This window comes from Candidatus Njordibacter sp. Uisw_056, from assembly GCF_047730085.1.
In the GTDB taxonomy this organism is placed as follows: Bacteria; Pseudomonadota; Gammaproteobacteria; order Pseudomonadales; family Balneatricaceae; genus Njordibacter.
Genome location: NZ_CP159830.1, coordinates 167,761 through 189,132 on the forward strand (window position 1 = coordinate 167,761; position 21,372 = coordinate 189,132).

Annotated in this window: 19 protein-coding genes and 1 pseudogene; 14 read left to right on the forward strand and 6 right to left on the reverse strand. The window is 45.8% G+C overall.

Features of this window, described 5'->3' with window-relative positions:
• Positions 1-27 precede the first annotated feature (27 nt).
• Together ABXT60_RS00845 and pdxR are read right to left on the reverse strand one after the other, a co-directional pair.
• On the reverse strand, positions 28-1,182 hold the full coding sequence (locus tag ABXT60_RS00845) for an epoxide hydrolase family protein (protein ID WP_443630896.1): 1,155 nt from the start codon (positions 1,180-1,182) through the stop codon (positions 28-30).
• A gap of 211 nt (positions 1,183-1,393) precedes the next feature.
• A complete protein-coding gene (pdxR, locus tag ABXT60_RS00850; RefSeq protein ID WP_443630897.1) occupies positions 1,394-2,866 on the reverse strand; it encodes a MocR-like pyridoxine biosynthesis transcription factor PdxR in 1,473 nt (490 codons plus the stop codon).
• Between the two features lie 212 nt (positions 2,867-3,078).
• Between pdxR and ABXT60_RS00855 the strand changes: the two genes are divergently transcribed.
• From ABXT60_RS00855 to ABXT60_RS00865, 3 genes are all read left to right on the forward strand, one after another.
• Complete coding sequence (locus tag ABXT60_RS00855) at positions 3,079-4,119, forward strand: TRAP transporter substrate-binding protein (protein WP_443630898.1); 1,041 nt, start codon at positions 3,079-3,081, stop codon at positions 4,117-4,119.
• A 94-nt stretch (positions 4,120-4,213) separates the two neighbouring features.
• Entirely contained in the window at positions 4,214-5,494 is a 1,281-nt protein-coding gene (locus ABXT60_RS00860) for a TRAP transporter large permease (RefSeq protein WP_443630899.1), read from the forward strand.
• On the forward strand, positions 5,495-6,013 hold the full coding sequence (locus ABXT60_RS00865) for a TRAP transporter small permease (RefSeq protein ID WP_443630900.1): 519 nt from the start codon (positions 5,495-5,497) through the stop codon (positions 6,011-6,013).
• Between the two features lie 338 nt (positions 6,014-6,351).
• Here ABXT60_RS00865 and ABXT60_RS00870 read toward each other — a convergent pair whose 3' ends face one another.
• Positions 6,352-8,382, reverse strand: coding sequence for an FG-GAP repeat domain-containing protein (locus ABXT60_RS00870; RefSeq protein ID WP_443630901.1), 2,031 nt, complete (start codon positions 8,380-8,382; stop codon positions 6,352-6,354).
• 108 nt (positions 8,383-8,490) lie between these two features.
• Positions 8,491-8,820, reverse strand: coding sequence for a hypothetical protein (locus ABXT60_RS00875; protein WP_443630902.1), 330 nt, complete (start codon positions 8,818-8,820; stop codon positions 8,491-8,493).
• 225 nt (positions 8,821-9,045) lie between these two features.
• On the opposite strand from ABXT60_RS00875, the gene ABXT60_RS00880 reads away from it, so the two are divergent.
• The 11 genes from ABXT60_RS00880 (at position 9,046) to ABXT60_RS00930 (ending at position 20,124) form a co-directional block, all read left to right on the forward strand.
• Positions 9,046-9,729 (forward strand): GntR family transcriptional regulator, encoded by a 684-nt coding sequence (locus tag ABXT60_RS00880; RefSeq protein WP_443630903.1) that lies wholly within the window; start codon positions 9,046-9,048, stop codon positions 9,727-9,729.
• A 32-nt stretch (positions 9,730-9,761) separates the two neighbouring features.
• Positions 9,762-10,547 carry an SDR family NAD(P)-dependent oxidoreductase gene (locus ABXT60_RS00885; protein WP_443630904.1) on the forward strand — a complete coding sequence of 262 codons (786 nt, stop codon included), beginning with the start codon at positions 9,762-9,764 and terminating at the stop codon, positions 10,545-10,547.
• A 22-nt stretch (positions 10,548-10,569) separates the two neighbouring features.
• A complete protein-coding gene (locus ABXT60_RS00890; protein WP_443630905.1) occupies positions 10,570-11,760 on the forward strand; it encodes an AGE family epimerase/isomerase in 1,191 nt (396 codons plus the stop codon).
• Positions 11,761-11,777: 17 nt separating this feature from the next.
• Entirely contained in the window at positions 11,778-12,758 is a 981-nt protein-coding gene (locus tag ABXT60_RS00895) for a sugar ABC transporter substrate-binding protein (RefSeq protein ID WP_443630906.1), read from the forward strand.
• An 86-nt stretch (positions 12,759-12,844) separates the two neighbouring features.
• Positions 12,845-13,819, forward strand: a complete 975-nt coding sequence (locus ABXT60_RS00900) for an ABC transporter permease (RefSeq protein ID WP_443630907.1) — start codon at positions 12,845-12,847, stop codon at positions 13,817-13,819.
• Entirely contained in the window at positions 13,812-14,546 is a 735-nt protein-coding gene (locus ABXT60_RS00905) for an ATP-binding cassette domain-containing protein (RefSeq protein ID WP_443630908.1), read from the forward strand. The genes ABXT60_RS00900 and ABXT60_RS00905 overlap by 8 nt, the downstream gene beginning before the upstream one ends.
• A 16-nt stretch (positions 14,547-14,562) precedes the next feature.
• Positions 14,563-15,810, forward strand: a complete 1,248-nt coding sequence (locus ABXT60_RS00910; RefSeq protein ID WP_443630909.1) for an enolase C-terminal domain-like protein — start codon at positions 14,563-14,565, stop codon at positions 15,808-15,810.
• A 14-nt stretch (positions 15,811-15,824) separates the two neighbouring features.
• The gene (locus tag ABXT60_RS00915; RefSeq protein ID WP_443630910.1) at positions 15,825-16,733 is read left to right on the forward strand and encodes an SMP-30/gluconolactonase/LRE family protein; all 909 of its coding nucleotides are present in this window, start codon (positions 15,825-15,827) and stop codon (positions 16,731-16,733) included.
• A gap of 267 nt (positions 16,734-17,000) precedes the next feature.
• On the forward strand, positions 17,001-18,173 hold the full coding sequence (locus ABXT60_RS00920) for a fumarylacetoacetate hydrolase family protein (protein ID WP_443630911.1): 1,173 nt from the start codon (positions 17,001-17,003) through the stop codon (positions 18,171-18,173).
• 18 nt (positions 18,174-18,191) lie between these two features.
• The gene (locus ABXT60_RS00925) at positions 18,192-19,715 is read left to right on the forward strand and encodes an aldehyde dehydrogenase (NADP(+)) (RefSeq protein WP_443630912.1); all 1,524 of its coding nucleotides are present in this window, start codon (positions 18,192-18,194) and stop codon (positions 19,713-19,715) included.
• A gap of 142 nt (positions 19,716-19,857) precedes the next feature.
• Positions 19,858-20,124, forward strand: a complete 267-nt coding sequence (locus tag ABXT60_RS00930; RefSeq protein WP_443630913.1) for an FCD domain-containing protein — start codon at positions 19,858-19,860, stop codon at positions 20,122-20,124.
• Here ABXT60_RS00930 and ABXT60_RS00935 read toward each other — a convergent pair.
• Positions 20,109-20,165: pseudogene (locus ABXT60_RS00935) on the reverse strand (hypothetical protein); the annotation flags it as partial. The gene ABXT60_RS00930 and the pseudogene ABXT60_RS00935 sit on opposite strands and share 16 nt — an antisense overlap.
• Before the next feature lie 311 nt (positions 20,166-20,476).
• Positions 20,477-21,364 (reverse strand): amidohydrolase family protein, encoded by an 888-nt coding sequence (locus tag ABXT60_RS00940; RefSeq protein WP_443630914.1) that lies wholly within the window; start codon positions 21,362-21,364, stop codon positions 20,477-20,479.
• Positions 21,365-21,372: the final 8 nt, after the last annotated feature.

Here is a 21,372-nt window from a genome sequence, read left to right on the forward strand (position 1 = left end):
AATGATTCCTTTGTCGTAAAATTTAATTTATTGAGAGCGTAATTTTCTAGCAAAAGTGCGAATATCTTCTACCAATAATTCAGGTTCTTCGAGCGCGCCAAAATGACCTCCTCGAGGCATTTCAGTCCAGTGCTGAACATTGCACATACGTTTCACATAACTTTGGGGTGGCCATGCTGACATTTCTTTTGGAAATAAAGCACATCCTGTTGGCACTGTAATTGAGTCCCCATTATTAGATAAAATTCGACCCCCTTCTTCACGGCGACCATAATAAATCCAAGACGCCGTATTAAAAGTGCGGGTCACAATGTAGATCATGATGTTGGTCAGTAGGTCGTCTTTACTATGGGCACTCTCTATATTTTGCCCATCAGTGTCTGACCATGAGTGAAACTTCTCAATAATCCAAGCAGCAATACCTACCGGACTGTCCATCATCCCATAACTAAGGGTTTGTGGCTTAGTCGCTTGTTGTGTTCGGTAACCATTTTCCATCTCTTGGTCTATATCAAACTGCTGTTCCCATCGTTTTTCTTCTGGCGTTTGAGGGCCATCAGCATGCCGCAGGGTTAAAATATTAATGTGAATGGCATGACAATATTTAGAGTGATCGAAACCCAGCCATGCTGAAATGGTGCCACCCCAATCGCCGCCTTGAGCTATATAGCTGTCGTAACCCAATACTTCGGTCATTAACGTATTTAATATGCCTGCAATCTTGCGGGGACCATAGGGGCGTGGAGGGGCTCCTGAAAAACCAAACCCAGGTAATGATGGCGCAATAACAGTAAAAGCATCTTCAACTTTGCCACCAAAACGTTCTGGGTGCGCGAGAGGTTCAATAATCTTCATAAACTCAACCACTGTGCCAGGCCAGCCATGACTAATGATCAATGGTGTTGGGGATGGGCCACTGCCAACTTCATGAATAAAGTGAATATCAATGCCATCTACTTGAGCCCTAAATTGAGGAAAAACATTAATGGCAGTTTCATGCTTGCGCCAGTCATACTCATTAACCCAATATTGAGCAAGTTCTTTCATATAATCTAAGTTTGAACCATAATCCCAGCCCCCATCATCAGGCATTTCATGCCAAGGATACTCAGCGACTCGTTCTCTCACAGAATTTAAGGTTGCGTCAGGGATATCAATTTTAAAGGGTTGGCAAAAGCTCATGTTGTTATCACATCTTAGTTTTGGATAGTTACGGTCGGCCTAAGTTAAGTTAAGTTATCCCTAAGCTTGTTGCCTAATTAACTCAAAAAAAATATCAATCGTCTAGAGACAGGTTTAAGGTTTTCAAAGGACAGAGTTTCACCTCCTTTATTTAGTTTATTCATCAGAGTGATTTGATCAGCATATGAAAATAGAATCGATGGAGTGATTATTATTGCAGCAATTGTTTAACTTCTTCAGCAATAACAATAATTCCTTCCTCAAGTTTTTGCATAGTAACAAAGGCAAAACCAAGTCTGAAACTGCGCGTGTCATGGCTTAGGTAAAAGGTTTCACCAATATCAATAAGCACGCCTTTGTCACGCAAGCGATCAGCCAAATCTCTCGCATTAAATCCCTCAGGACCTCTTAGCCAGAATGAAGTGCCACCTTTATTTTGGGTTTGTTCTAGCATTGATAAATGCGTTGAAATTGCGTGATTCATGACCTGCCAACGCTTTTTATAGCGTCGCTGAAGGTTTCTTAAATGTGCATCGTAGTAACCAAGGCGAAAAAACAAAGCGACAGTTTCTTGAATAATAGTGGGCGGGTGCCTCATCATCACACCTCTTATAGTGCGCGCCCGTTCAATAATATCCCGATGGGCCACCATAAAGCCTAGCCTTATACCAGGTGACACAGTTTTGGATAAACTACCCACATAGATCACTCTGTTATTTTGATCAAACGATCTCAGAGATCTTGAGCGCGAGTCAAAATAATTCATTTCAGCTTCGTAGTCGTCTTCGATAATCAAAAAATCTTGCGCCACTGAGGCCTCAAGCAATTGCTTGCGACGTGATTCAGACATTGTCACCATGGTTGGAAACTGGTGACTTGGAGTCGTGAATACCAGCTGGCAATTCTCAGGAATAGAAGAAACATCAAGCCCTTCTTGGTCAACAGCAACGCCGACAAAACTATTACCACTTAATTTAAAGGCATTCTGAGCCCCTGGGTAACCTGGATCTTCAATCGCTATAATCTTATCCTTATTTGAGAACACCGTACCAATAATAAATAAGGCATTTTGAGTACCTAAAGTAATCAAAATTTCATCTTGCTCTGCATAAATACCACGGTAGGTTAAAAGGCGTTGGCGTAGTTGCTGAATTAATTGTGGACTGTCACTTTCTACTGAATCATCCATCCACGCAGGCTTTTGGGTTCGACTTAATGCCAAGCGTGAGCATTCTCGCCAACTCTCAACTGGAAACAGGGTGGGGTCAATTTGATTATAAATAAAGGGAAAGGGGTAACTGGTCCAGTTTAGTGGATTAAGAACCGGTATAAGACCTGATGGTCCAAACTGAACTGGTGACGGACCCCTATTTTTTTCTGGCTCTACCCCAAGCTTAGTATCACTATTGAGCATGAGTACTGATTGCGTTTCAGAGGCGATAAAATAGCCAGATCTGTTGCGAGAAACGAGCAAACCAAGGTCTATTAGACGATTATAAGCCGCAAAAACTGTATTTCTTGATACTCCAAGTTGCTGGGCTAGCTCTCTACAAGAAGGAAGTCGCTTATCAGAGGACAGTGCCCCAGAGGTGATAGAGGAACTCACCATTTCACAGATTTGATCACGTAACCCTAGTTTCGAATTTTCAGGTAAGTTAAAAGATGTTGAGGTATTTGATTGCACGTGCAGACTCCTTTATCCATGTGAGTATTCATTAAATGTTGTTCAAAGTCTAATAGCTACAACACGCTAATCGCGCTTACAACTGTCCTTTACTTCAAAGAAAACTGTCGCTTTTCCTATGCTCGATCAAAGTATATATTGATTTAGGAGTTTAGTTTTCTGAATTTATCTAAATGAAACCTGTGTCATTAAAAAAATAAAGGAAAAACATCATGAAAAGAAATAACACAATTAAGGCACTGGCTATATCAGCGGTGTTTATGTTTTCTGTTGAGTCTGTGTTAGCAGAAACAGTACTCAAACTCGGGACGACTGGCAGATTGGGGATGCCGATCGGGGATGCCATAGATCAGGCGCTGATACCAGCCATGCAAAAAGCGTCTGGTGGAATGATGAAAGTCGAACCATTCTATCAAAAAAGCTTATGTGCAGAACAAAAGTGCGGTGAACAGGCCAATCAGGGTCTCATAGCTCTGTGGACTAGCTCTACCGCAAACTATGGTAATTTTGGATCAGAACTAGCAATTTTCGATTTGCCTTTTATTTTCAAATCACTCGAAGATGCGAAAAGAATATCGAACGAGTGGCTGGCAGAACGGCAGTGTAAACTGGCGCTTGAGAATGCGGGCCACATTTGCCTTTCGGTATATTCGAGTGGTGGATTTAGGCAGCTTGGGAATGCAACCAAACCGATCCACGTTCCTGATGATATGAAAGGTCTCAAGTGGCGGACGACCAAGAGCCCAGTTGAGTTTATGCTTGTTAAAAATTGGGGTGCTGTTCCTACGCCTTATGATTGGAGCCAGTTATACTCAGGTCTGCAGTCCGGTGTAGTTGAGGGTCAGTATGTCGCCAGTCCTTGGCAGGAAGTAGCAAAACTTCATGAAGTTGCAAAATACTTCACTGAGATTGGTGGAATGTGGTCTGGAAATATTCTTGCAATGGATGCAAAGCAGTATAACGCTCTGTCTTCTGAAGAGAGAAAGTGGTTACATGAAGCTGCTGATGCTTATGGCGAAAAAGTGAACCAGTTAGATAACGCTTGGATTAAGAATGGAGAAGATATCATTAAAGCATCTGCCAAAGAGTGGTATGTGCCATCTGATGCGGAATTATCTCAATGGAGAGAAGGCGCAATCGGTGCTTGGTTAGATGCCAAGGGCACGTTTGAACCTGATGTCGCCAGAAGAGTACTTCAAGAGCAAGGCATGGATGGTTTTGTTGCTCAGCTTGAAAAAGCCGGCGCTCTGTAAAGCGGTCACCTGCAAAATAGTGCAAAGACCATCTAGGCTACCAAGTAGTCCTAGATGGTCTTTTTCTTGATAAATTGTTTATAAGTGAGCCACCATGGAAAGTCTTGTTCTGCTTGGCGTATTACTATTTCTAATCCTCTGTGGTGCGCCAATCGGTTTCACTCTAATCTTAATACCTTTTTTTTATATTTTGATTACCGATGCAGTGCCTCTCGTTTTAATCCCCAGCCAAATGTTCAACGCCATTGATTCAGTGCCATTGACTGCGATTGCTTTTTTCATGTTGACGGGTGAGTTAATGAGCAGTGCGACGATTACCGATCGGCTCGTTTCTTTGAGCAGAGCTCTGATCGGCCGGATGCGCGGAGGTTTAGCGCAAGTTAACGTCCTTGTGAGTATGTTTTTTGCGGGTATGAATGGGTCGGTCGTAGCTGATACGGCCACAGTGGGCGCATTGGTTTTGCCTGCTATGAAAAGGGCCGGATATCCTCCGGCCTTTTCTGCAGCTGTTACGGCCGTTAGCTCCACCATCGGAGGCATCATTCCACCCAGTATTATGATGATTGTCCTTGCGAATGCGACTGAGATTTCAGTTGCAGCGTTGTTTGCGGCCGGGATTATTCCGGGCCTGCTGATTGGCGCGGTGATTATGGTGATTAACCATTACTTCGCTGTAAAATATAATTTCGAACGAAGCGATGAGAATTTTTCGATACGGCGAGCCGGAAAAGAATTGTATCGGTCCTCGTTCGCCCTGCTGATCCCCGTGGTTTTGGTTGGTTCAGTTATGGGGGGCATAGCATCAGTCGTTGAGGCGGGTGCTATCACAGCGATGGTCGCACTGTTTACAGGTGTATTTGTATACCGAACTATTAAATGGAAAGAATGCACTGGCGCTTTCCGTCGGGCATTTCGTAATTCGGCCATGGTTTTCATTATCATAGCAGCGTCGGGACCCTTTAGTTGGTTGCTTGCCTCATTGGGTGCGATCGGTGATCTTGAGAGTTGGTTACTAAGTCTCGCGGATTCCCCCATTATCTTTATTCTGGCCCTTATTCTTTTTATTTTTCTGCTCGGAATGGTGATGGATTCTGCAGTAAATATTATCATCGTTGGCCCCGTTCTCGTTGATGTTATGGCTCAAGCTGGCTTTCCTGAGGTTCAGGCCGCGGTCGTAGTCATCGTTGGCTTCTTGATAGGGTCTGTAACACCCCCAGTTGGCGTCGCCTTTTTCACTTCTGCAACCATCGCGCAAGTCCGACTAGAAGAGGTGGCCGTGGCATTAGTTCCTTACCTGATAGGTCTATTCTTACTTCTATTTCTCATTCTCGTCATTCCAGAATTGACGATGTTTCTTCCACGGGTAATGAGTTAAATGAAAACTATGTGGCAATTTTTAAATAACGTTGACCGTGTTATCCATCGCGGTTTAGAGGCGTTGTGTTCACTGTTTTTGGCTTTGATGGTTGGATTCACGCTCTACACTGTTCTTATGCGATATGTGTTTGCAAACCCTCCTGTTTGGGGGGATCTGTTAACGGTACTAAGTAATATTTGGTTGATGTTTATAGCACTCTCGCTCACAGCCAGAGATAATGAACACATCGCTTTGAACTTAATTTACGAAAAGCTACCCCCTAGGTTTGCCCTGTATATACGCCAGTTTTGGAAGCTTATGATTATTTTGGTCGGAATAACTCTGGTTATTTATGGCATTGAGCTGGTCGAAGGCATGCGTGGTAAATATTGGGAAATGTGGCATTTTGAATTTACCGCGCAAGGTATTGAGTTCAAAGAGAACTACATGCCAAAAAAATACGCTGTCATGATCCTGCCGATAGCTGGATTTTTGACGGCATTTGGGGCTGCTATCTGTTTTGTGAAAAAGGTCTAATCTTTCTCACAAAACCTGATTCGATCGTTTGGTTTGGCGTTCGCACCATGGCTGGGCCAGGCGAAGCCGGGGCGTAACGGCGAAAATCGGTCTTTTTCTGACGTAGTGGTCAGCTGTAAAACTACCTGAGAAAACTGCGAAACGCTTTTATCTGGGCGTTTTCTGATAGGAGTGCGGGTAGGTTGCTTAGTTCATCTGCTTAGGTATTTGCAATAAAAAGCCCACAATTAAGTGGGCTTGGTTCGTGTTAATTGGAAGTTATTACTGAATGAGATTTGCCGCGATTTCCACTTCAGATTCAGCAATATCATCTTCCATTAATTACTTTTGATTTATAGTCATGGGTATGTGCATTTCTTGTCAGTTACCAATCTTTTTAGAAGAAAACATACTGAACCATCTGTTTGTTCATCAAGAGCCTCAAGAAATGGTAGAGTATTTGTTTGTATATCATTTAATACAGTATATACACCAATCTCCTGGAGCTTTGGCTTGTCACTCTCTAACTCCCATTCTCCTATACAGCCGCTTGAAGGCATAATATTATTTAATCCACCCCAATCATTCCTGTTAAAACTAGTTCTAGCAGCCATAAATTGGTGCTGTAAGTAGTACTCAAAGCAAACGTTGACTGAAAAATCAATATTTCCATATTTTATGTGTGTACGTACGTTTAAACTATAATCATTAACTACTTTTAAGTCTTTAAAACCGACTAATAAAGCGCCAGAGTTATTAAGAGGGATACCGATGTCAAATTTAGTAAATTTGTCTACTCCTTCAAATACTACATCACCATTCTTCTTGATAGTTGTGTCAAATTTTATTGAGTTTTCAGTTTCTTTAATCTTGGCTTCGCTAGTTAAAAATTGTTTAGATATTATTACATTGCTGTTGTCTAACTGTTCATATAGTTCAAATTTCTCGGACGGCTTTAGTAGTGAAAATTTAAAATCGCCATCATTTATCAGGACCATCCCATCAGTTTTTTGTGACATAGAACTTGACAAATAAATATCATTGTCACCATCTTTGTCAAAATCTCTAAATGATATATTTTCGATAAAGTCGTTCCATTCGTTTCCCTCACCGACAGGTTTGAAATCATCAGGAGCCTCGATTAATGGGAATATGCCACGATCTTTAAACTTCTTGTTACCTAAGTTTTCAATAATTTGTAGTGCAGTGCCCACATATAAAACGCCTGCTCTACTATAAACGATGTCCAAATCACCATCATCGTCTAGATCTGATGCTGAAACTTCAGGAATGGTTCCCCATTTCTTTTTGTGTTTTGGGAGTGCGGTTTTTTGAGAAAAGTACCCTTTGCCGTTATTCCAAACAATGCCAGTAAATGCTTGGTTTCCTCCATATTCGTGAGCGCCAACAAGTGCGTCTAAATCGCCATCACCATCCATATCAGCAAGTTCTAGACCAAAGGCAAAAGCACCTCCGCACTTACGCTTCTTTAAAAAGCCACTGCCATCATTCATCAAGCACCAAAAAGAGGTGCCATTCTTTTGGTGATACAGTTCAGTTATAACAACATCCATATCGCCGTCATTATCAATGTCACCAGTAGCGCCACCGTGATCAAAAACTACAAAATTAGAATGGCTGAGATGGGTCTCTGAAGATTCAGCCCAAATGCCATTAGGCTGACTCAAAAAGTAACTGTCCCGATAGCCATTATGAGTACCAACCCCGTTGTCGGAGACATAAAAGTCGAGAACATTATCATTATTAAAATCAGCCACTAATAGTTGACTGCCTAAAGACATCCCGCTTTCTTTTCGGTCATCGATTAACAGTTGAGGTGAGTAAGTCAATTGCCCTTTTTTATCCCCCAGATACAATGACGGCAGTGGTTTTGATCCTGAGCAAGCCTTTGTACCACAGATATCCCCAGTATCTTCTGATCCAGCAACAGCGTTATCAGCATTCATAGTGCCTATGTATAGCACATCGGAAATTCCATCGTTGTTATAGTCTGCGACTCGCCACATTCTCCCAAACCAGTACAATTTACCTGTTGGATAAGGCGTCTGTGGTGGCTTAAAGAAATCCGCAGTTGGGTCATTCTCAATATCAATGCCTGCAAGTGCCTTGGCTACTTTTTGTGAGGAAGCACTGCTGTTTGCCGTGTGTGAACCACCACAACTTAGCCCACGTTTTGTCGACTCGGCTTGATACTCAATATTGTCAGGGGTCGCTTTCGCAAGACGGCAGATTGTTTTATCTGACCAAGATGAAAAATGGTTATCCGCTAATGCGTAGATAGGTGTCAGCAGGACACACAAAGCGATCACGTTTCTAAGACGTTTGTTCTTTGATGGTTTGATCAGTGCTTGAAGACAAAGAAACAGCATTGTGAACACTCCTTGTTGGCATAACTATCACTATGAATAACACAGAATTATAGAATCAACTAATTAGGCATATCGCGGATACAGATCTTCTAGTTCGATAGACCGAGTCTAATCTTCCTGGTCTTCGCGCCACATCGTTTCTAATCTGCCACTATGAATAGCAGCGTTCATCTGTGGGGAAACCTTGCTATAAAATGTTTCTAACATCTTAACGCTGGTTCCCATTTGAGTAGCAAGTTGATGGATATCGGTGCCAGAAACCAATCTAAATGTGGAGTATGTATGGCGAAGACAATACATACTGCGTGTAACGCCATTAGTGTCTCGCAAGATATCAGCGTGCTCCAAATACTGCCTGAAACTGCCTCTAAGTGCGTCAGTCGTTGTGTTGTAACCACTACGTGTTCTGCATACATTAATATTTAATTGCTTGGACAACAACTCCTTGAGCGTTAGGTGCTTGATGCTGTCATTTAGGTCACGCAATCGCTCTAAATAACGAGCCGTGTTATCGCGTTCTACAAGTTGCCGTTTGCCAACCTTGCCATCAAATTCCGGGGCTCAACACGATGTGGGGAAACTTGACAGTCCTTATATTCTTGTATAATGTATATGTATTCTTGTATACAAGTATTATAGTAACTTTAATTTGGAGTTTTTCATTTGGCCAACATAACTGAAATTTCTGCTGGTGAGAGTGCCTACCGAGAGATACGTAACCGAATTGTATCGTTGGACCTGAAACCAAACCAAACCATCGGTGAAACATATCTGGCGGACGAGCTGGGCATGAGTCGCACGCCTATTCGCGAAGCGCTGACTCGTCTTTCATCTGAAGGGTTGATCGATTTCCGTTCGCGTGCGGGAACCATAGTTTCGCCTATTCGCTTTGACGCAGTGATTTCAGCCCAATATGTGCGCGAAAAACTGGAGTTAGCGATCATCGAAGAGGCAGTGAAAGTAAAGTCGAAGCGCGCTGTATTTAACATTCGCCAAGCAATTGATGAACAACAATTTGCTATCTTGGAGGGCGATACTGCCGGTTTTTTTGTAGCCGATGAGCGAATGCATCGCCACTTTAGTGAAATGACTGATCGAGTCGCTGTATGGTCAGTTATATCTGAGGCAAAGAAGCATATGGACCGAGTTCGCCGACTGAGCCTGCAAAAAATCGATTTAAATGTACTTTTGTCCGACCACTTGTTGATTTTGGAGGCAATTGAAAACCATGACGTGGATGCAGCCCGCTCGATCGTGACGACTCATTTGCGAAGGGTAATGCACGATCTCGACAATCTCGCGGAGCAACATAGCGACTATTTCGAGTTGGCAAAGAGTGAAAAATAGCACCAACATAGCTGACCATTTGGGGGATTAGCATGGATCTTACAGGAAAAACGGCAATCGTAACGGGTGGCTCAAAAGGCATGGGTCTAGGAATCGCCAAACAGTTCTGTAATCAGGGCGCCAATGTTGTTGTCTGCGCCAATGACTCAGTCAGCCTGGAGGAGGTTGAGAGAGTGATTGGTTGTGATAGGTTGATCACTGTTCTGGCTGATGTGTCAAAGCAGGCGGATATGAAAATGTTGACCGAAGCGACGGTTCATGCTTTTGGCGGTGTTGACGTCCTAGTCAACGCTGCAGGCATTCAACGCTACGGCACAGTGATCGACACCCCGGAAGATACTTGGGACGAGGTAATGAATGTCAACGTTAAGGGTATCTTTCTGGCGGCAAAATATGCTCTTCCCGAGATCGATAAGCGTGGCGGCGGATCGGTTATCAATATTGCATCGGTGCAGGCCTATGCATCCCAAACCAATGTGGCAGCTTATACCGCGTCCAAAGGCGCGATCGTAGCCCTGACGCGCGCAATGGCGCTGGATCATGCGGACGCAGGCATTCGGGTGAACGCAATCTGCCCAGCTGCGATAGATACACCGATGCTGCGTTGGGCCGCTGATTTGTGGAAAGGTGACAGCACTGCCGAGGCAACCATTGAGGCCTGGGGCAAAGGGCATCCGATCGGGCGTGTTGGAACAGTCGAGGAAGTTGCAGCTCTTGCGAACTTTCTGGCTACTGATTATTGCAAATTCATGACTGGAGCGGACATCAAACTCGACGGTGGTATGTTGTCGAAACTGGGCATCATTCTGCCTGAATAGGCATAGTTGAAAGGAAATGAGCATGGACTACAAAAGCCAAGACTTTCTAAAATCGCATATCGCTGCAATCATGGATTTTTACCATCCGACCTGTATGGACATGGAAGATGGCGGATATATAAATCAGATGCGCGACGACGGTACGGTCTTTGACAAAGTGACCAAGCACCTTGTTGGAACTTGCCGGTTTATTTACAACTTCTCGCTTTCGTCTCTTGTGTTGGGACGCGCGGACTACCGGGCTGCTGCCGAACATGGCGTTGCTTTCTTGCGTGATCATCATCGCCAACCGGACGGTGGTTATGCCTGGGTTCTGGATGGGCAAACCGTGAGCGACGGCACTTATCATTGTTATGGTCAGGCCTTCGTCTTGCTGGCAGCTGCAGGAGCGAAGAAGGCAGGAATCACCGCAGCGGATGCCTTGTTAGACGATATTTGGGGCCTGTTGGAAACTCGATTCTGGCAACCTGACACTCAGCTTTATGTTGATGAGATAAAGGCAGGTGACTGGTCGGCAATCGACGGCTACCGTGGCCAGAATGCCAATATGCATATGTGTGAAGCGATGCTGGCGGCCTATGAGGCCACGGGCAATAATCGCTATTTGGATCGGGCAGGCGTGCTGGCACAGCGAATCTGTGTCGATCTAGCCGCTCCGGCTGACGGGCTGGTTTGGGAGCATTACAAGACTGACTGGACCCATGACTGGGATTACAATAAAAACGATCCAAAAAACCTGTTTCGCCCCTATGGTTATTTGCCTGGACATTTCGTGGAATGGTCCAAGTTATTGTTGATCCTAAACCGCCATCGCCCGGTGGATTGGCTAATACCCAAGGCGGAATTCCTGTTTAAGGCAGCACTTGACTCGGCTTGGAACCCAACGACCGGGGCCATAAATTACACGTTCGCGCCCGACGGAACCATTTTGGACACTGACCAATACTACTGGGTGTTTTCCGAAACTATCGGTGCGGCGGCGCTTTTGGGACTGACTACCAGCAAGGATAGCTATTGGGACTGGTATGACAAAACCTGGAACTATGCTGATAAGCATTTTATCGATCACGATTTTGGTGGCTGGTACCGCATTCTTGACCATACCGGTAAAAGATACAGCGACCAGAAAAGCCCGGCGTCCAAGACGGATTATCATCCGTTGGCCGCCTGTTACGAAGTGTCGGAGGCAATCCGACTTAATAACACTTTATAAACCTGAAGGAAAAACTGATGAAAAAAACAATTCTAAGAATATGCTCAGCCGCAGCCCTTGTTGCAGGCCTTGGCGCCCCAAATGCTTTTTCTGCTAATGATCTCAAGTTCACAGTGCTGACGCAGACCGGCATTGACAACACGTTCTGGCAAACAATCAAGCGAGGCATGGATGATGCCTGCGAAGATTATCAGGTTGACTGCCAGATGTTGTTTACATCGGAAAACGGAAATTTGCAGATGCATTTGCAAAATCTCGAAACCACTATTGGCCAGGACGTTGACGGCATTGCGACAGTTATCGTGGACGATAATCTTTATGATGAGGCCATTGCGCGGGCTGCTGAAAAAGGTATTCCGCTTATCACCATAAACGTTGACGATACAGAAGGTGCTGACGGTAATTCCCGCCTTGCTTTTATTGGTCAGGATCTGTTTCAAGCCGGATATGAAGTTGCCAAAGGCCTGTTGGTTGGTATGGACAAAAGCCAACCCCAGCATGTGCTGCTCGGTTTGGCGCGTCCTGGTGAATCATGGGCCGAAGACCGGATTGGCGGCGCACGTCTGTATCTGGACGAAGCCATTGCAGATGGCTGGAATCTGACACACGAAACCATCGATTCTGCGAATGATATCTCGGTCACGGGTCAACGCATCTGCCAATATATTTTAGGCAACCGAAAAACAACGGCCGTGGTAGGTTCCGCCTTCTGGTTTGCCGGTGCTGGGGAATGCCTGCGCGATATGGGTGTGAAACCGGGTGAAATCCATATGGGTGGTTTTGATTTGGTTCCAATTTTATTGGACGAGATGAAGCTAGGCTATGTTGATCTGACCATTGACCAACAGCCGTACCTGCAAGGCTACTTGCCGATCCAACAATTGTATTTTATTAACAAGTTTGGTCTGTCAGCCTTTGACGTTAATACTGGTAAAGCGTTGATCCGACCAGAAGACGTGGGGTCAGTTGAGAAATACTCTGCGATGGGTGTTCGCTAAATCTCCATAAACTTTGGCCGCCCGTTTTGATGGGCGGCTATTCCTTAACTTATTAATCCCTACCATAGGTGCAGTGGAGACCTAGTATGCACTTCAAAAAAATGCTTCAAACAAAGCCTGAGGCCAGCGCTTTTTTAATGTTGATCGCAATGACATTTGTATTTAGCCTTCTGTCGCCAACCTTTCTGACACTTGGGAATTTCCAGATCGTGCTTCAGCCAATACCGGAAATCGCGCTAGTGGCAATTGGCGTGACAATCCTGATGATTTCAGGCGAATTTGATCTTTCGGTAGGGTCAGTATTTGCCCTGTCACCGATGGTCATGGTGCTTTTGATGGCAGCAGGCTTTCCTTTACCTGTTTCGATGATTGGGGGGCTTGTCGTGGCCGCCTTAGTAGGTTTAGCAAATGCCTTCATCACTATTCGACTCGGCATACCTTCATTTATTGCAACGCTCGGAATGTTGTTTATGGCTCGGAGTATGACCGTTGTAATTTCAGATGGGTTCCCTCCACCATTCCCACGTGACTTGGATCTTTGGTGGATTGTGGGCAAAGTGGATCTCCTACGCGTCTCTATTTTTTGGTTGTTAGGTATCGGTATCTTGTTAGGTATCTGGTTACGTAAATTTGATTTTGGCAGTTGGATTTTTGCGACTGGTGGCAGTCAAGAGTCAGCGCGTAACATGGGAATAAATGTCAATCTGGTAAAGACGACAACCTTTATGCTTTGTTCGATGCTGGCGGGTTTTGCAGGGATGATTCAGGTATTCAGGATTAAAGCCATCGTGCCATCCATGGGCACCGGTTATGAGCTGACAGCAATCGCAGCCACCGTTATCGGTGGTGCGGCCCTAGCTGGCGGGGTTGGTTCAGTTATTGGCGCAGTGATCGGAGCCTTGTTGCTCGCCTTTATAGAAAACATCATCATTCTCACCCGAGTTGATGCCAACTGGTTTAGATTTGCAGTGGGCGCGATTATTGTCATAGCGGTCACCATTAACAAAATGACACGCGACGTTGCGGCACGCGCCAAATACAAGGAAGTCGAAGATGACTAAACCACATTTATCAGTCCGTGGCCTCCATAAATGGTATGGCTCGGTTCACGCTCTGCGCGATCTCGATCTTGATATCCCACAAGGGCAAGTTATTGGCCTGATTGGTGATAATGGTGCCGGTAAATCTACCTTTATAAAAATCCTGTCTGGCGTTCATAAACAAACCGAAGGTCAAATTTTCTTTGAAGGAAAAGAGGCTCATATCGCGCGTCCTCGTGATGCCATGAACCTTGGGATCGAAACGATCTATCAATACACCGCGATGGTTCCTGAAATGTCAATTGCGCGCAATGTATTTATTGGACGCGAAAAACGCAAATGGGGGGTGCGGGGCTTTGGTATGTTGGACCAGGCTGCAATGGCTGAGGAAGCAATGGCGGCAATTGCAGATGTGGGTCTGCATTTGCGCTCGGCCGATGGACCGGTCAAAGACCTTTCAGGCGGCCAACGCCAGGGTGTTGCAATTGCACGGGCGATGCACTTTCGCTCTCGAATGTTGATCTTGGATGAACCAACTAATCACTTGTCAGTCAAGGAGACCAACAAGGTTTTGGAATACGTGCGTCAAATGCGTGAACAAGGGATAACGGTGATCTTTATTAGCCACAACCTTCACCACGTGCATGAAGTATCTGATCGGATTGTTGCATTTTCGAGGGGAAACAAAGTTGCAGATTTACTGTCTGAGGAAACAACCGTCCCTCATATGATCGACCTCATTACCTAAACGTTGGAGCAATTCCATGAAACGACCTAAAATTATTGATATTCGCGCCACAACCGTAGCTGTTCCGCTTGAGGCACCAATCAGGACCGCAAATGGTGCACATTGGGGCAAGTTCGTACGCACCATTGTCGAAGTAGAAACCGACACTGGAGTCATTGGCCTTGGAGAGATGGGAGGCGGTGGTGAATCTTCTGAGGCTGCCTTTCAAGGACTAAAATCCTATCTCGTTGGTCACGATCCTTTTGAACTTGAGGCACTTTGGTTTAAAATTTGCAATCCAACCGCCAGTCTCTATAACAACCGTACACAATTACATGCTGCCATAGAATTTGCCTGCCTTGATATAATTGGCAAAACTTTGGACGTTCCAGTTTATGATTTGATAGGGGGTAAGTTGCGCGATGAGGTAGGCTTCGCGTCCTATCTTTTCTTCCGCTATAACGATAAGGATCATGGTGGAGAAGTACGAACTGCCGATCAACTATTGGCCGAAGCGAACCGGTTAAAGGACAAATGCGGTTTCACCGCCCACAAGCTTAAAGCCGGCGTATTCCCACCTGATTACGAACTTGAACTTTATCGCGCATTAGCAAATGAATTCCCCGGAGATTCCTTACGTTATGACCCTAACGCAGCTCTTTCTGTGGAAGAATCAATCCGCTTCGGCCATGCAATCGAAGATCTGCGTAATGACTATTTTGAGGATCCTACCTGGGGCATGAATGGGATGCGTCGAGTTCGGGAGCAAGTGCGAATACCGATGGCGACTAATACGGTTGTGGTTAACTTTGAACAGCTTTCCTCAAATATTTTAAATCCCGCTGTTGATGTCATCTTACTTGATACGACTTTCTGGGGTGGCATTCGCCAATGTGTCAAAGCGGCACATGTATGTGACACTTTCCAGCTTGGTATTGCTGTGCACTCTTCTGGTGAACTGGGAATCCAACTGGCGACAATGCTTCATCTGGGCGCAGCATTGCCAAGCCTTTCGTTTACTGCTGACGCTCATTACCATCATCTGATGGATGATGTGATAAAGGGTGGGCTAATGAAATATAAAAATGGCAAGATCAAAGTGCCGACTGGACCCGGGCTGGGGGTAGAGCTAGATCGTGCCAAACTCGAAAAATACGCAGCCTATTACAAAGAGGTTGGTGGTTATCCTTATGATCGTGATCCGGGACGCAAGGATTGGTTTGCGCTTGTTCCAAATACCCGCTGGGCAAATCCGGCAGTGTCGGTCGAAGACGACGGTAAATAGAAAAGGGCTCGCAAATGGAACAGAAACCCTATTTCAACGTTATCACGGCCACCCGTGATCAGGTTGGTGAAAGCCCGATATGGGATGAAGACACGCAATGTCTTTATTGGGTCGATATCATCGGCAAGGCCATCCGCCGACATGATTTCACGAATAAGAAAACAACGTCATGGCGGTCTAAAGATTTTCCGACAGCAATCGCCCTACGGCAAACTGTGTCGGGGGCCGTCGTAGCTCTGGCCGGCGGAGTGGCCTGGTTTGATTTCAGTACCGGCCAATTCACTTCCCAAAGCAACCCTGACCCGACCGTAGGTAATCGACTGAACGAAGGTCGGTGTGATCCTTCGGGGCGGTTTTGGTTAGGGTCAATGCGTACCAATCTAAATTCTGATGGCAGCGGGCGTGACATTGACCGACATAGTGGAGCGTTGTTTCGCCTTGACCCTGATGGCAAAGTTACCCGCCACACCGATTATGAATTTGGCATACCCAACACAATGGCCTGGTCGCCAGACAAGAAAACTTTCTATTTTGGCGACTCGCTACGTAATGTGATATTTGCCTTCGATTACGATGACAATAGTGGTGGGCTTAGCAATCGCCGGGTGCTGCTTGAAGGCTTTGAGTCGGGGGTGCCCGATGGTTCGAGTATCGACGAAGACGGCTGCCTATGGAACGCGCGTTTTGGCGGTGGTCGGGTGATCCGTATCACACCCGATGGAAGGGTTGATCGGGAGATCATCGTACCGATGACGAACCCGACCAGTTGCACCTTTGGTGGGGCCGATCGAAAATCACTTTTTGTCAGTTCGGCTCAGTTCATGCTGAGTGAAGCACAGCTGAGGGCCAATCCACTTGAGGGGGCACTGATCGAGATATCCTCGGATTTTACAGGCCTGCCCGATCACAAATTCAGAGGATAAGATGGCTAATTCCTTTCATCTCAAACGGGCCAATCAAATGTTACAAATGGCAAATCCAGCTGAGGCTGCGGCTCTGGATTCGAGCGCTATTGTATCGGCCTCTTTTGCTGTTGCATTTTTGCTGTTTTGAGAATCTCAATCAAGCGGTTGATACTGACAACTAACTTGGATCACCAATTTTGGTGAATTCGAGAGACGGTTAATGATGAGATGCCAACATGAAAGTGAGTTGGAAAAACCTGGTATAAATTAATGAGGAGATAGTTCATGACATCGAACAAAAAACAGGTCTTTGATTTGGGTAAAAATCTAGACCCCAAGGGTACCTATATTGGCCGAGTCTGGAATCCGGCGGTCTCGGGCCCTTCAGTTATCGTCGTTCGAGAGGGTCGGGTTATTGATATCACGTTAAAAGTAGCCCCCCTCGTTTGCGACATACTGGAAATGGATAACCCGGCTGAATACGTCAATTCGATAGAAGGGATTTTTTTGGGTAACGTTGATGACATCGCCTTAAATCATGCTGGCAGGCCTGACGCAATTCATATGCTGGCTCCCTGTGATTTACAGGCCATCAAGGCGGCAGGTGTGACGTTTGTAAAATCCATGGTCGAGCGGGTAATTGAAGAAGCGGCAGCCGGGGACCCAGCGAAAGCAGAAGCTGTGCGAGCCAAAGTGACAAGCCTCATTGGCGACTCTCTTCGTAATGTCGAGCCAGGTTCTGAAAAGGCGGCCAAGCTGAAAGACGCCCTTATTGAAGAGGGAGTTTGGTCACAATATCTGGAAGTGGGAATAGGGCCAGACGTAGAAGTATTTTCAAAATCACAAACACTTTCTTCTATGGGGTGGGGAGTTAGCGTTGGTCTTCACCCTAAATCAATTTGGAATAACCCCGAGCCAGAAATTGTTCTGGCTGTTGACAGCCGGGGGCGAATAAAGGGAGCGTCCTTAGGTAATGATGTTAATTTGCGTGATTTTGAGGGCCGGTCAGCGCTGCTCCTTTCCAAGGCAAAAGATAATAATGCTTCCTGTTCAATAGGCCCCTTCATTCGTTTGTTTGATGAAAACTACTCACTCGACGATGTACGAAACGCTGAGCTTAATATGCAGATATCTGGCGAAGATGGTTATGAACTCACGGGTTACTCTTCTATGAAAGAAATCAGTCGTGATCCGAAGGAAATCGTCTCTCAGACTATTGGGCGGCATCACCAGTACCCTGACGGGATTATGCTTTTTCTAGGTACTTTGTTCGCGCCGACTGAGGACCGGGATGTCCCAGGCGAGGGATTTACCCACAAGCTTGGAGACATAGTGACAATTTCATCTGACGGGCTAGGTCAACTCAGTAACACCGTCCAGCTTTCCACTAAATGTCCTGAGTGGACATTTGGTATATCTGCACTTATACGTAACCTTAAATCCAGAAACCTCATTTAACAACCAGGACACATACTTATGCTTAAAAACAGTCACCTCGTTGCTGGAGAATGGAATTTCAGCGCACCTACATTTACATCCAACCCAGCCCATGGATTTGTTCAAGATTTTTCAGTTGGTACGCCAGAGCTTGTGGATCAGGCAGTTAAAGCGGCAGAAGAAGCGTTCTGGAGTTACGGTTATTCAAACAGGATGGATCGCGCCAGGTTCCTGAATCAGATCGCGGATGAAATAGATGCCCGTGGTGACGAGATTACCGAAATTGGCACCCAGGAAACAGGCTTGCCGGAGGCTCGCTTGATTGGAGAAAGAGGGCGGACAACGGGACAGCTTAGGATGTTTGCATCCTATATTGAGAAAGGAGATTATCTTGACATTCGTCAAGATAAAGCCTTGCCCGACCGCCAGCCTTTGCCTCGTTCAGATTTGAGACTGGTTCAGCGGCCCATCGGTCCGGTCGCCGTATTTGGAGCCTCTAACTTTCCGCTGGCATTCTCAACGGCTGGCGGTGATACAGCATCGGCACTAGCTGCAGGTTGTCCGGTCATTGTTAAGGGTCACGAAGCACATCCGGGAACCGCAGAAATAGTTGCTCAAGCCATTAATGCGGCAATACAGGCCTGTGATTTGCATCCTGGCGTCTTTTCGCTGGTTCAAGGCGGTTCATTCGACGTAGGTACATGTTTGGTAAAGCACCCATTAATTAATGCCGTTGGCTTTACTGGGTCGTTACAAGGTGGACGGGCTTTGTTTGATTTATGTGCGGCACGACCAAACCCAATTCCGTTTTTTGGTGAGCTAGGTTCGATCAATCCGATGTTCATCCTTCCGGTTGCCCTCTCTGGTCGTTGTGAACAAATCGCAGCAGGGTGGAGTGGATCACTTACCATGGGAGCAGGGCAGTTTTGTACCAATCCCGGTATCGCTGTTGTAATTGATGGACCAGACGCCGATGCTCTGGCCGAGAAAATGGCTGAAAACCTAAAACAAATTGCTCCACAAACTATGTTAACTGATGGTATTGCAGATGCCTACCGTGCGGGGACAAAACGTATATCGTCAAATGAGTCAGTTCAGCGATTAGTGGAAACATCGTCTACAACTCGTGAAGCCTCACCGCATTTGTATGCTTGCTCAGGTGATGACTGGCTAGTGAATAAGGAATTGGCCGAAGAAGTCTTCGGCCCTATGGGAATGATCATTAGGGCTAAAGATATCCAGCAAATGCGAAATATCGCCTTAAGCCTGCAAGGACAACTAACCTGCACGTTGTTTATTGATGAGAGCGATCATAAAACTGCAAAGGAGCTGTTGCCAATATTGGAGCGAAAAACGGGCCGAATTCTCATTAACGGCTTCCCCACTGGGGTAGAAGTCTGTGATGCTATGGTCCACGGCGGCCCTTACCCCGCCAGCACTAATTTCGGTGCGACGTCAGTTGGGTCTATGGCCATCCGACGTTTCTTGAGGCCTGTATGTTATCAGGATGTTCCAGATGATTTGCTGCCTATGGACTTGTTTGCTCCCAACATTGTAGGCTGACGGGGTACACATGAATGCTTTGGGGTTGACGACGGCGACGTCAATACCCGTTGCTGCATGCAACGCCAGGGCAAACGGAATGGTCACAATTCATCTGCAATAAATCCAACAGTTTCCAGACCAATCTTCAAAAACTGCTAAGGTGCCGAAGGCGATTAACGATGAATATTGCGCATGTATTGCCGCCAACGATTTAAGGGGCATTCATGAAACAAATGATGCATTTCACAAGGCGCAATTGTCGGCGTGTACCAACCCATATCTCCGCGAACTTATATTTGAGTATATGGATATCACTTTGGCTATTCGTGCTAAGAATCTTGCCAATCCCGCTCGTTTAAAGGAATCTATCGAACACGACCGTTATGACTTCACACACGGCAAATCTTCAACCGCTCGCCAGAGGTAATGATGCTTACCATCAATCTTGACGAAAACCTCATCAATAAAAAAGGTATCACCATATCCCTAATGTTTTCTTTTTAACCTTCTCGAAAATTCAGGACCAAATTTATTACACCACAATCGGATTGCTTCGTAAGTAACATCTACTTCTCGCTCAGCCAACAAATCTTCAATGTCACGATGCCTGAGATTGAATCTGTAATAAAGCCATACGGCATATTGAATGATTTCGGAGGGAAAACGATATCGTATGTAGATATTGGTTTAGTCATTCGGCAATTGTCACCGAATTACAGTTAACTTGTAAGTACCCCGATTTGAGTTCATCTGCGATGAATAACTGGCGTACAGGTCTCCTAATTGGCCCAATAAAGACGGGTGGGATTATCAACGAGTATTTTACTTCGCGTCGATGCATCGGTAACCCAAGTCGCTACAAAGTCGAAAAGGCAACTGTCATCTGGTATTGGTCCGGCGATATTTGTGTGGGGCCAATCACTCCCCCAAATCAATTGGTCGGGCACAGCGCGGGCAAGAGTCTGAGCGGTAGAAATAATGTCGTCGTACGGCATATCTGTTGCAGAAATCCGGTAAGGACCAGATAACTTCACCCAGCAGCGGCCAGTTTCCGCCAGCCGCACCATTGCCTGAAACCCTGGTTCTTGTGGCGTCTTACCGAGGTTCATATAGCCCATGTGCCCAACAACCAGATCAATTGGGAAATTATTGAATATCTGATCAAAATCCGGAAATTCATCGATACGGATCTGAAGCTCAATGTGCCATCCAAATTGTTTGATGCGTTCGGCAAATTTTGTCATCGCTCCGATCGGGAGTGTGTCTGTGTGAGCGTTCACGTCGACCATATTGTAGCGCACGCCCCTAATGCCGATATCATGCATCATTTGTAATTCCTGATCGCCCACCAATTCATCGACCACAGCGACACCACGGCAGGGAAAACTTGCATGTTGTATTGCATCTAACATGGCACGGTTGTCGGTTCCATAGATACTGGGTTGCACCAAAACTGCTCTGCGCACGTTGAGAGCGTTCAACATTGCATTATAATCGGACAGCAAGGCGTCGGGTGGTGTGTAAATTCTATCCTGCACGTATGGGTAAACTGATGAGGGGCCACATATATGTGCATGGCAATCACAAGCGTTATCTGGAACATCAAATTGCGGCGGCGTGAATGTTTTTTCCAATGGCATGTTATTAGCTCTATCCCTATTTCCCATTTGGAGCC

What these genes read in the sequence shown, in the direction of transcription:
- ABXT60_RS00890 (WP_443630905.1), top strand. Translation starts at nt 10,570, where the DNA reads ATGGACTACAAAAGCCAAGACTTTCTAAAATCGCATATCGCTGCAATC.
- ABXT60_RS00925 (WP_443630912.1), top strand. Translation starts at nt 18,192, where the DNA reads ATGCTTAAAAACAGTCACCTCGTTGCTGGAGAATGGAATTTCAGCGCA.
- ABXT60_RS00900 (WP_443630907.1), top strand. Translation starts at nt 12,845, where the DNA reads ATGCACTTCAAAAAAATGCTTCAAACAAAGCCTGAGGCCAGCGCTTTT.
- ABXT60_RS00860 (WP_443630899.1), top strand. Translation starts at nt 4,214, where the DNA reads ATGGAAAGTCTTGTTCTGCTTGGCGTATTACTATTTCTAATCCTCTGT.
- ABXT60_RS00870 (WP_443630901.1), bottom strand. Translation starts at nt 8,382, where the DNA reads ATGCTGTTTCTTTGTCTTCAAGCACTGATCAAACCATCAAAGAACAAA.
- ABXT60_RS00920 (WP_443630911.1), top strand. Translation starts at nt 17,001, where the DNA reads ATGACATCGAACAAAAAACAGGTCTTTGATTTGGGTAAAAATCTAGAC.
- ABXT60_RS00940 (WP_443630914.1), bottom strand. Translation starts at nt 21,364, where the DNA reads ATGGGAAATAGGGATAGAGCTAATAACATGCCATTGGAAAAAACATTC.
- ABXT60_RS00910 (WP_443630909.1), top strand. Translation starts at nt 14,563, where the DNA reads ATGAAACGACCTAAAATTATTGATATTCGCGCCACAACCGTAGCTGTT.
- ABXT60_RS00855 (WP_443630898.1), top strand. Translation starts at nt 3,079, where the DNA reads ATGAAAAGAAATAACACAATTAAGGCACTGGCTATATCAGCGGTGTTT.
- ABXT60_RS00905 (WP_443630908.1), top strand. Translation starts at nt 13,812, where the DNA reads ATGACTAAACCACATTTATCAGTCCGTGGCCTCCATAAATGGTATGGC.
- ABXT60_RS00845 (WP_443630896.1), bottom strand. Translation starts at nt 1,182, where the DNA reads ATGAGCTTTTGCCAACCCTTTAAAATTGATATCCCTGACGCAACCTTA.
- ABXT60_RS00915 (WP_443630910.1), top strand. Translation starts at nt 15,825, where the DNA reads ATGGAACAGAAACCCTATTTCAACGTTATCACGGCCACCCGTGATCAG.
- ABXT60_RS00885 (WP_443630904.1), top strand. Translation starts at nt 9,762, where the DNA reads ATGGATCTTACAGGAAAAACGGCAATCGTAACGGGTGGCTCAAAAGGC.
- ABXT60_RS00895 (WP_443630906.1), top strand. Translation starts at nt 11,778, where the DNA reads ATGAAAAAAACAATTCTAAGAATATGCTCAGCCGCAGCCCTTGTTGCA.
- ABXT60_RS00865 (WP_443630900.1), top strand. Translation starts at nt 5,495, where the DNA reads ATGAAAACTATGTGGCAATTTTTAAATAACGTTGACCGTGTTATCCAT.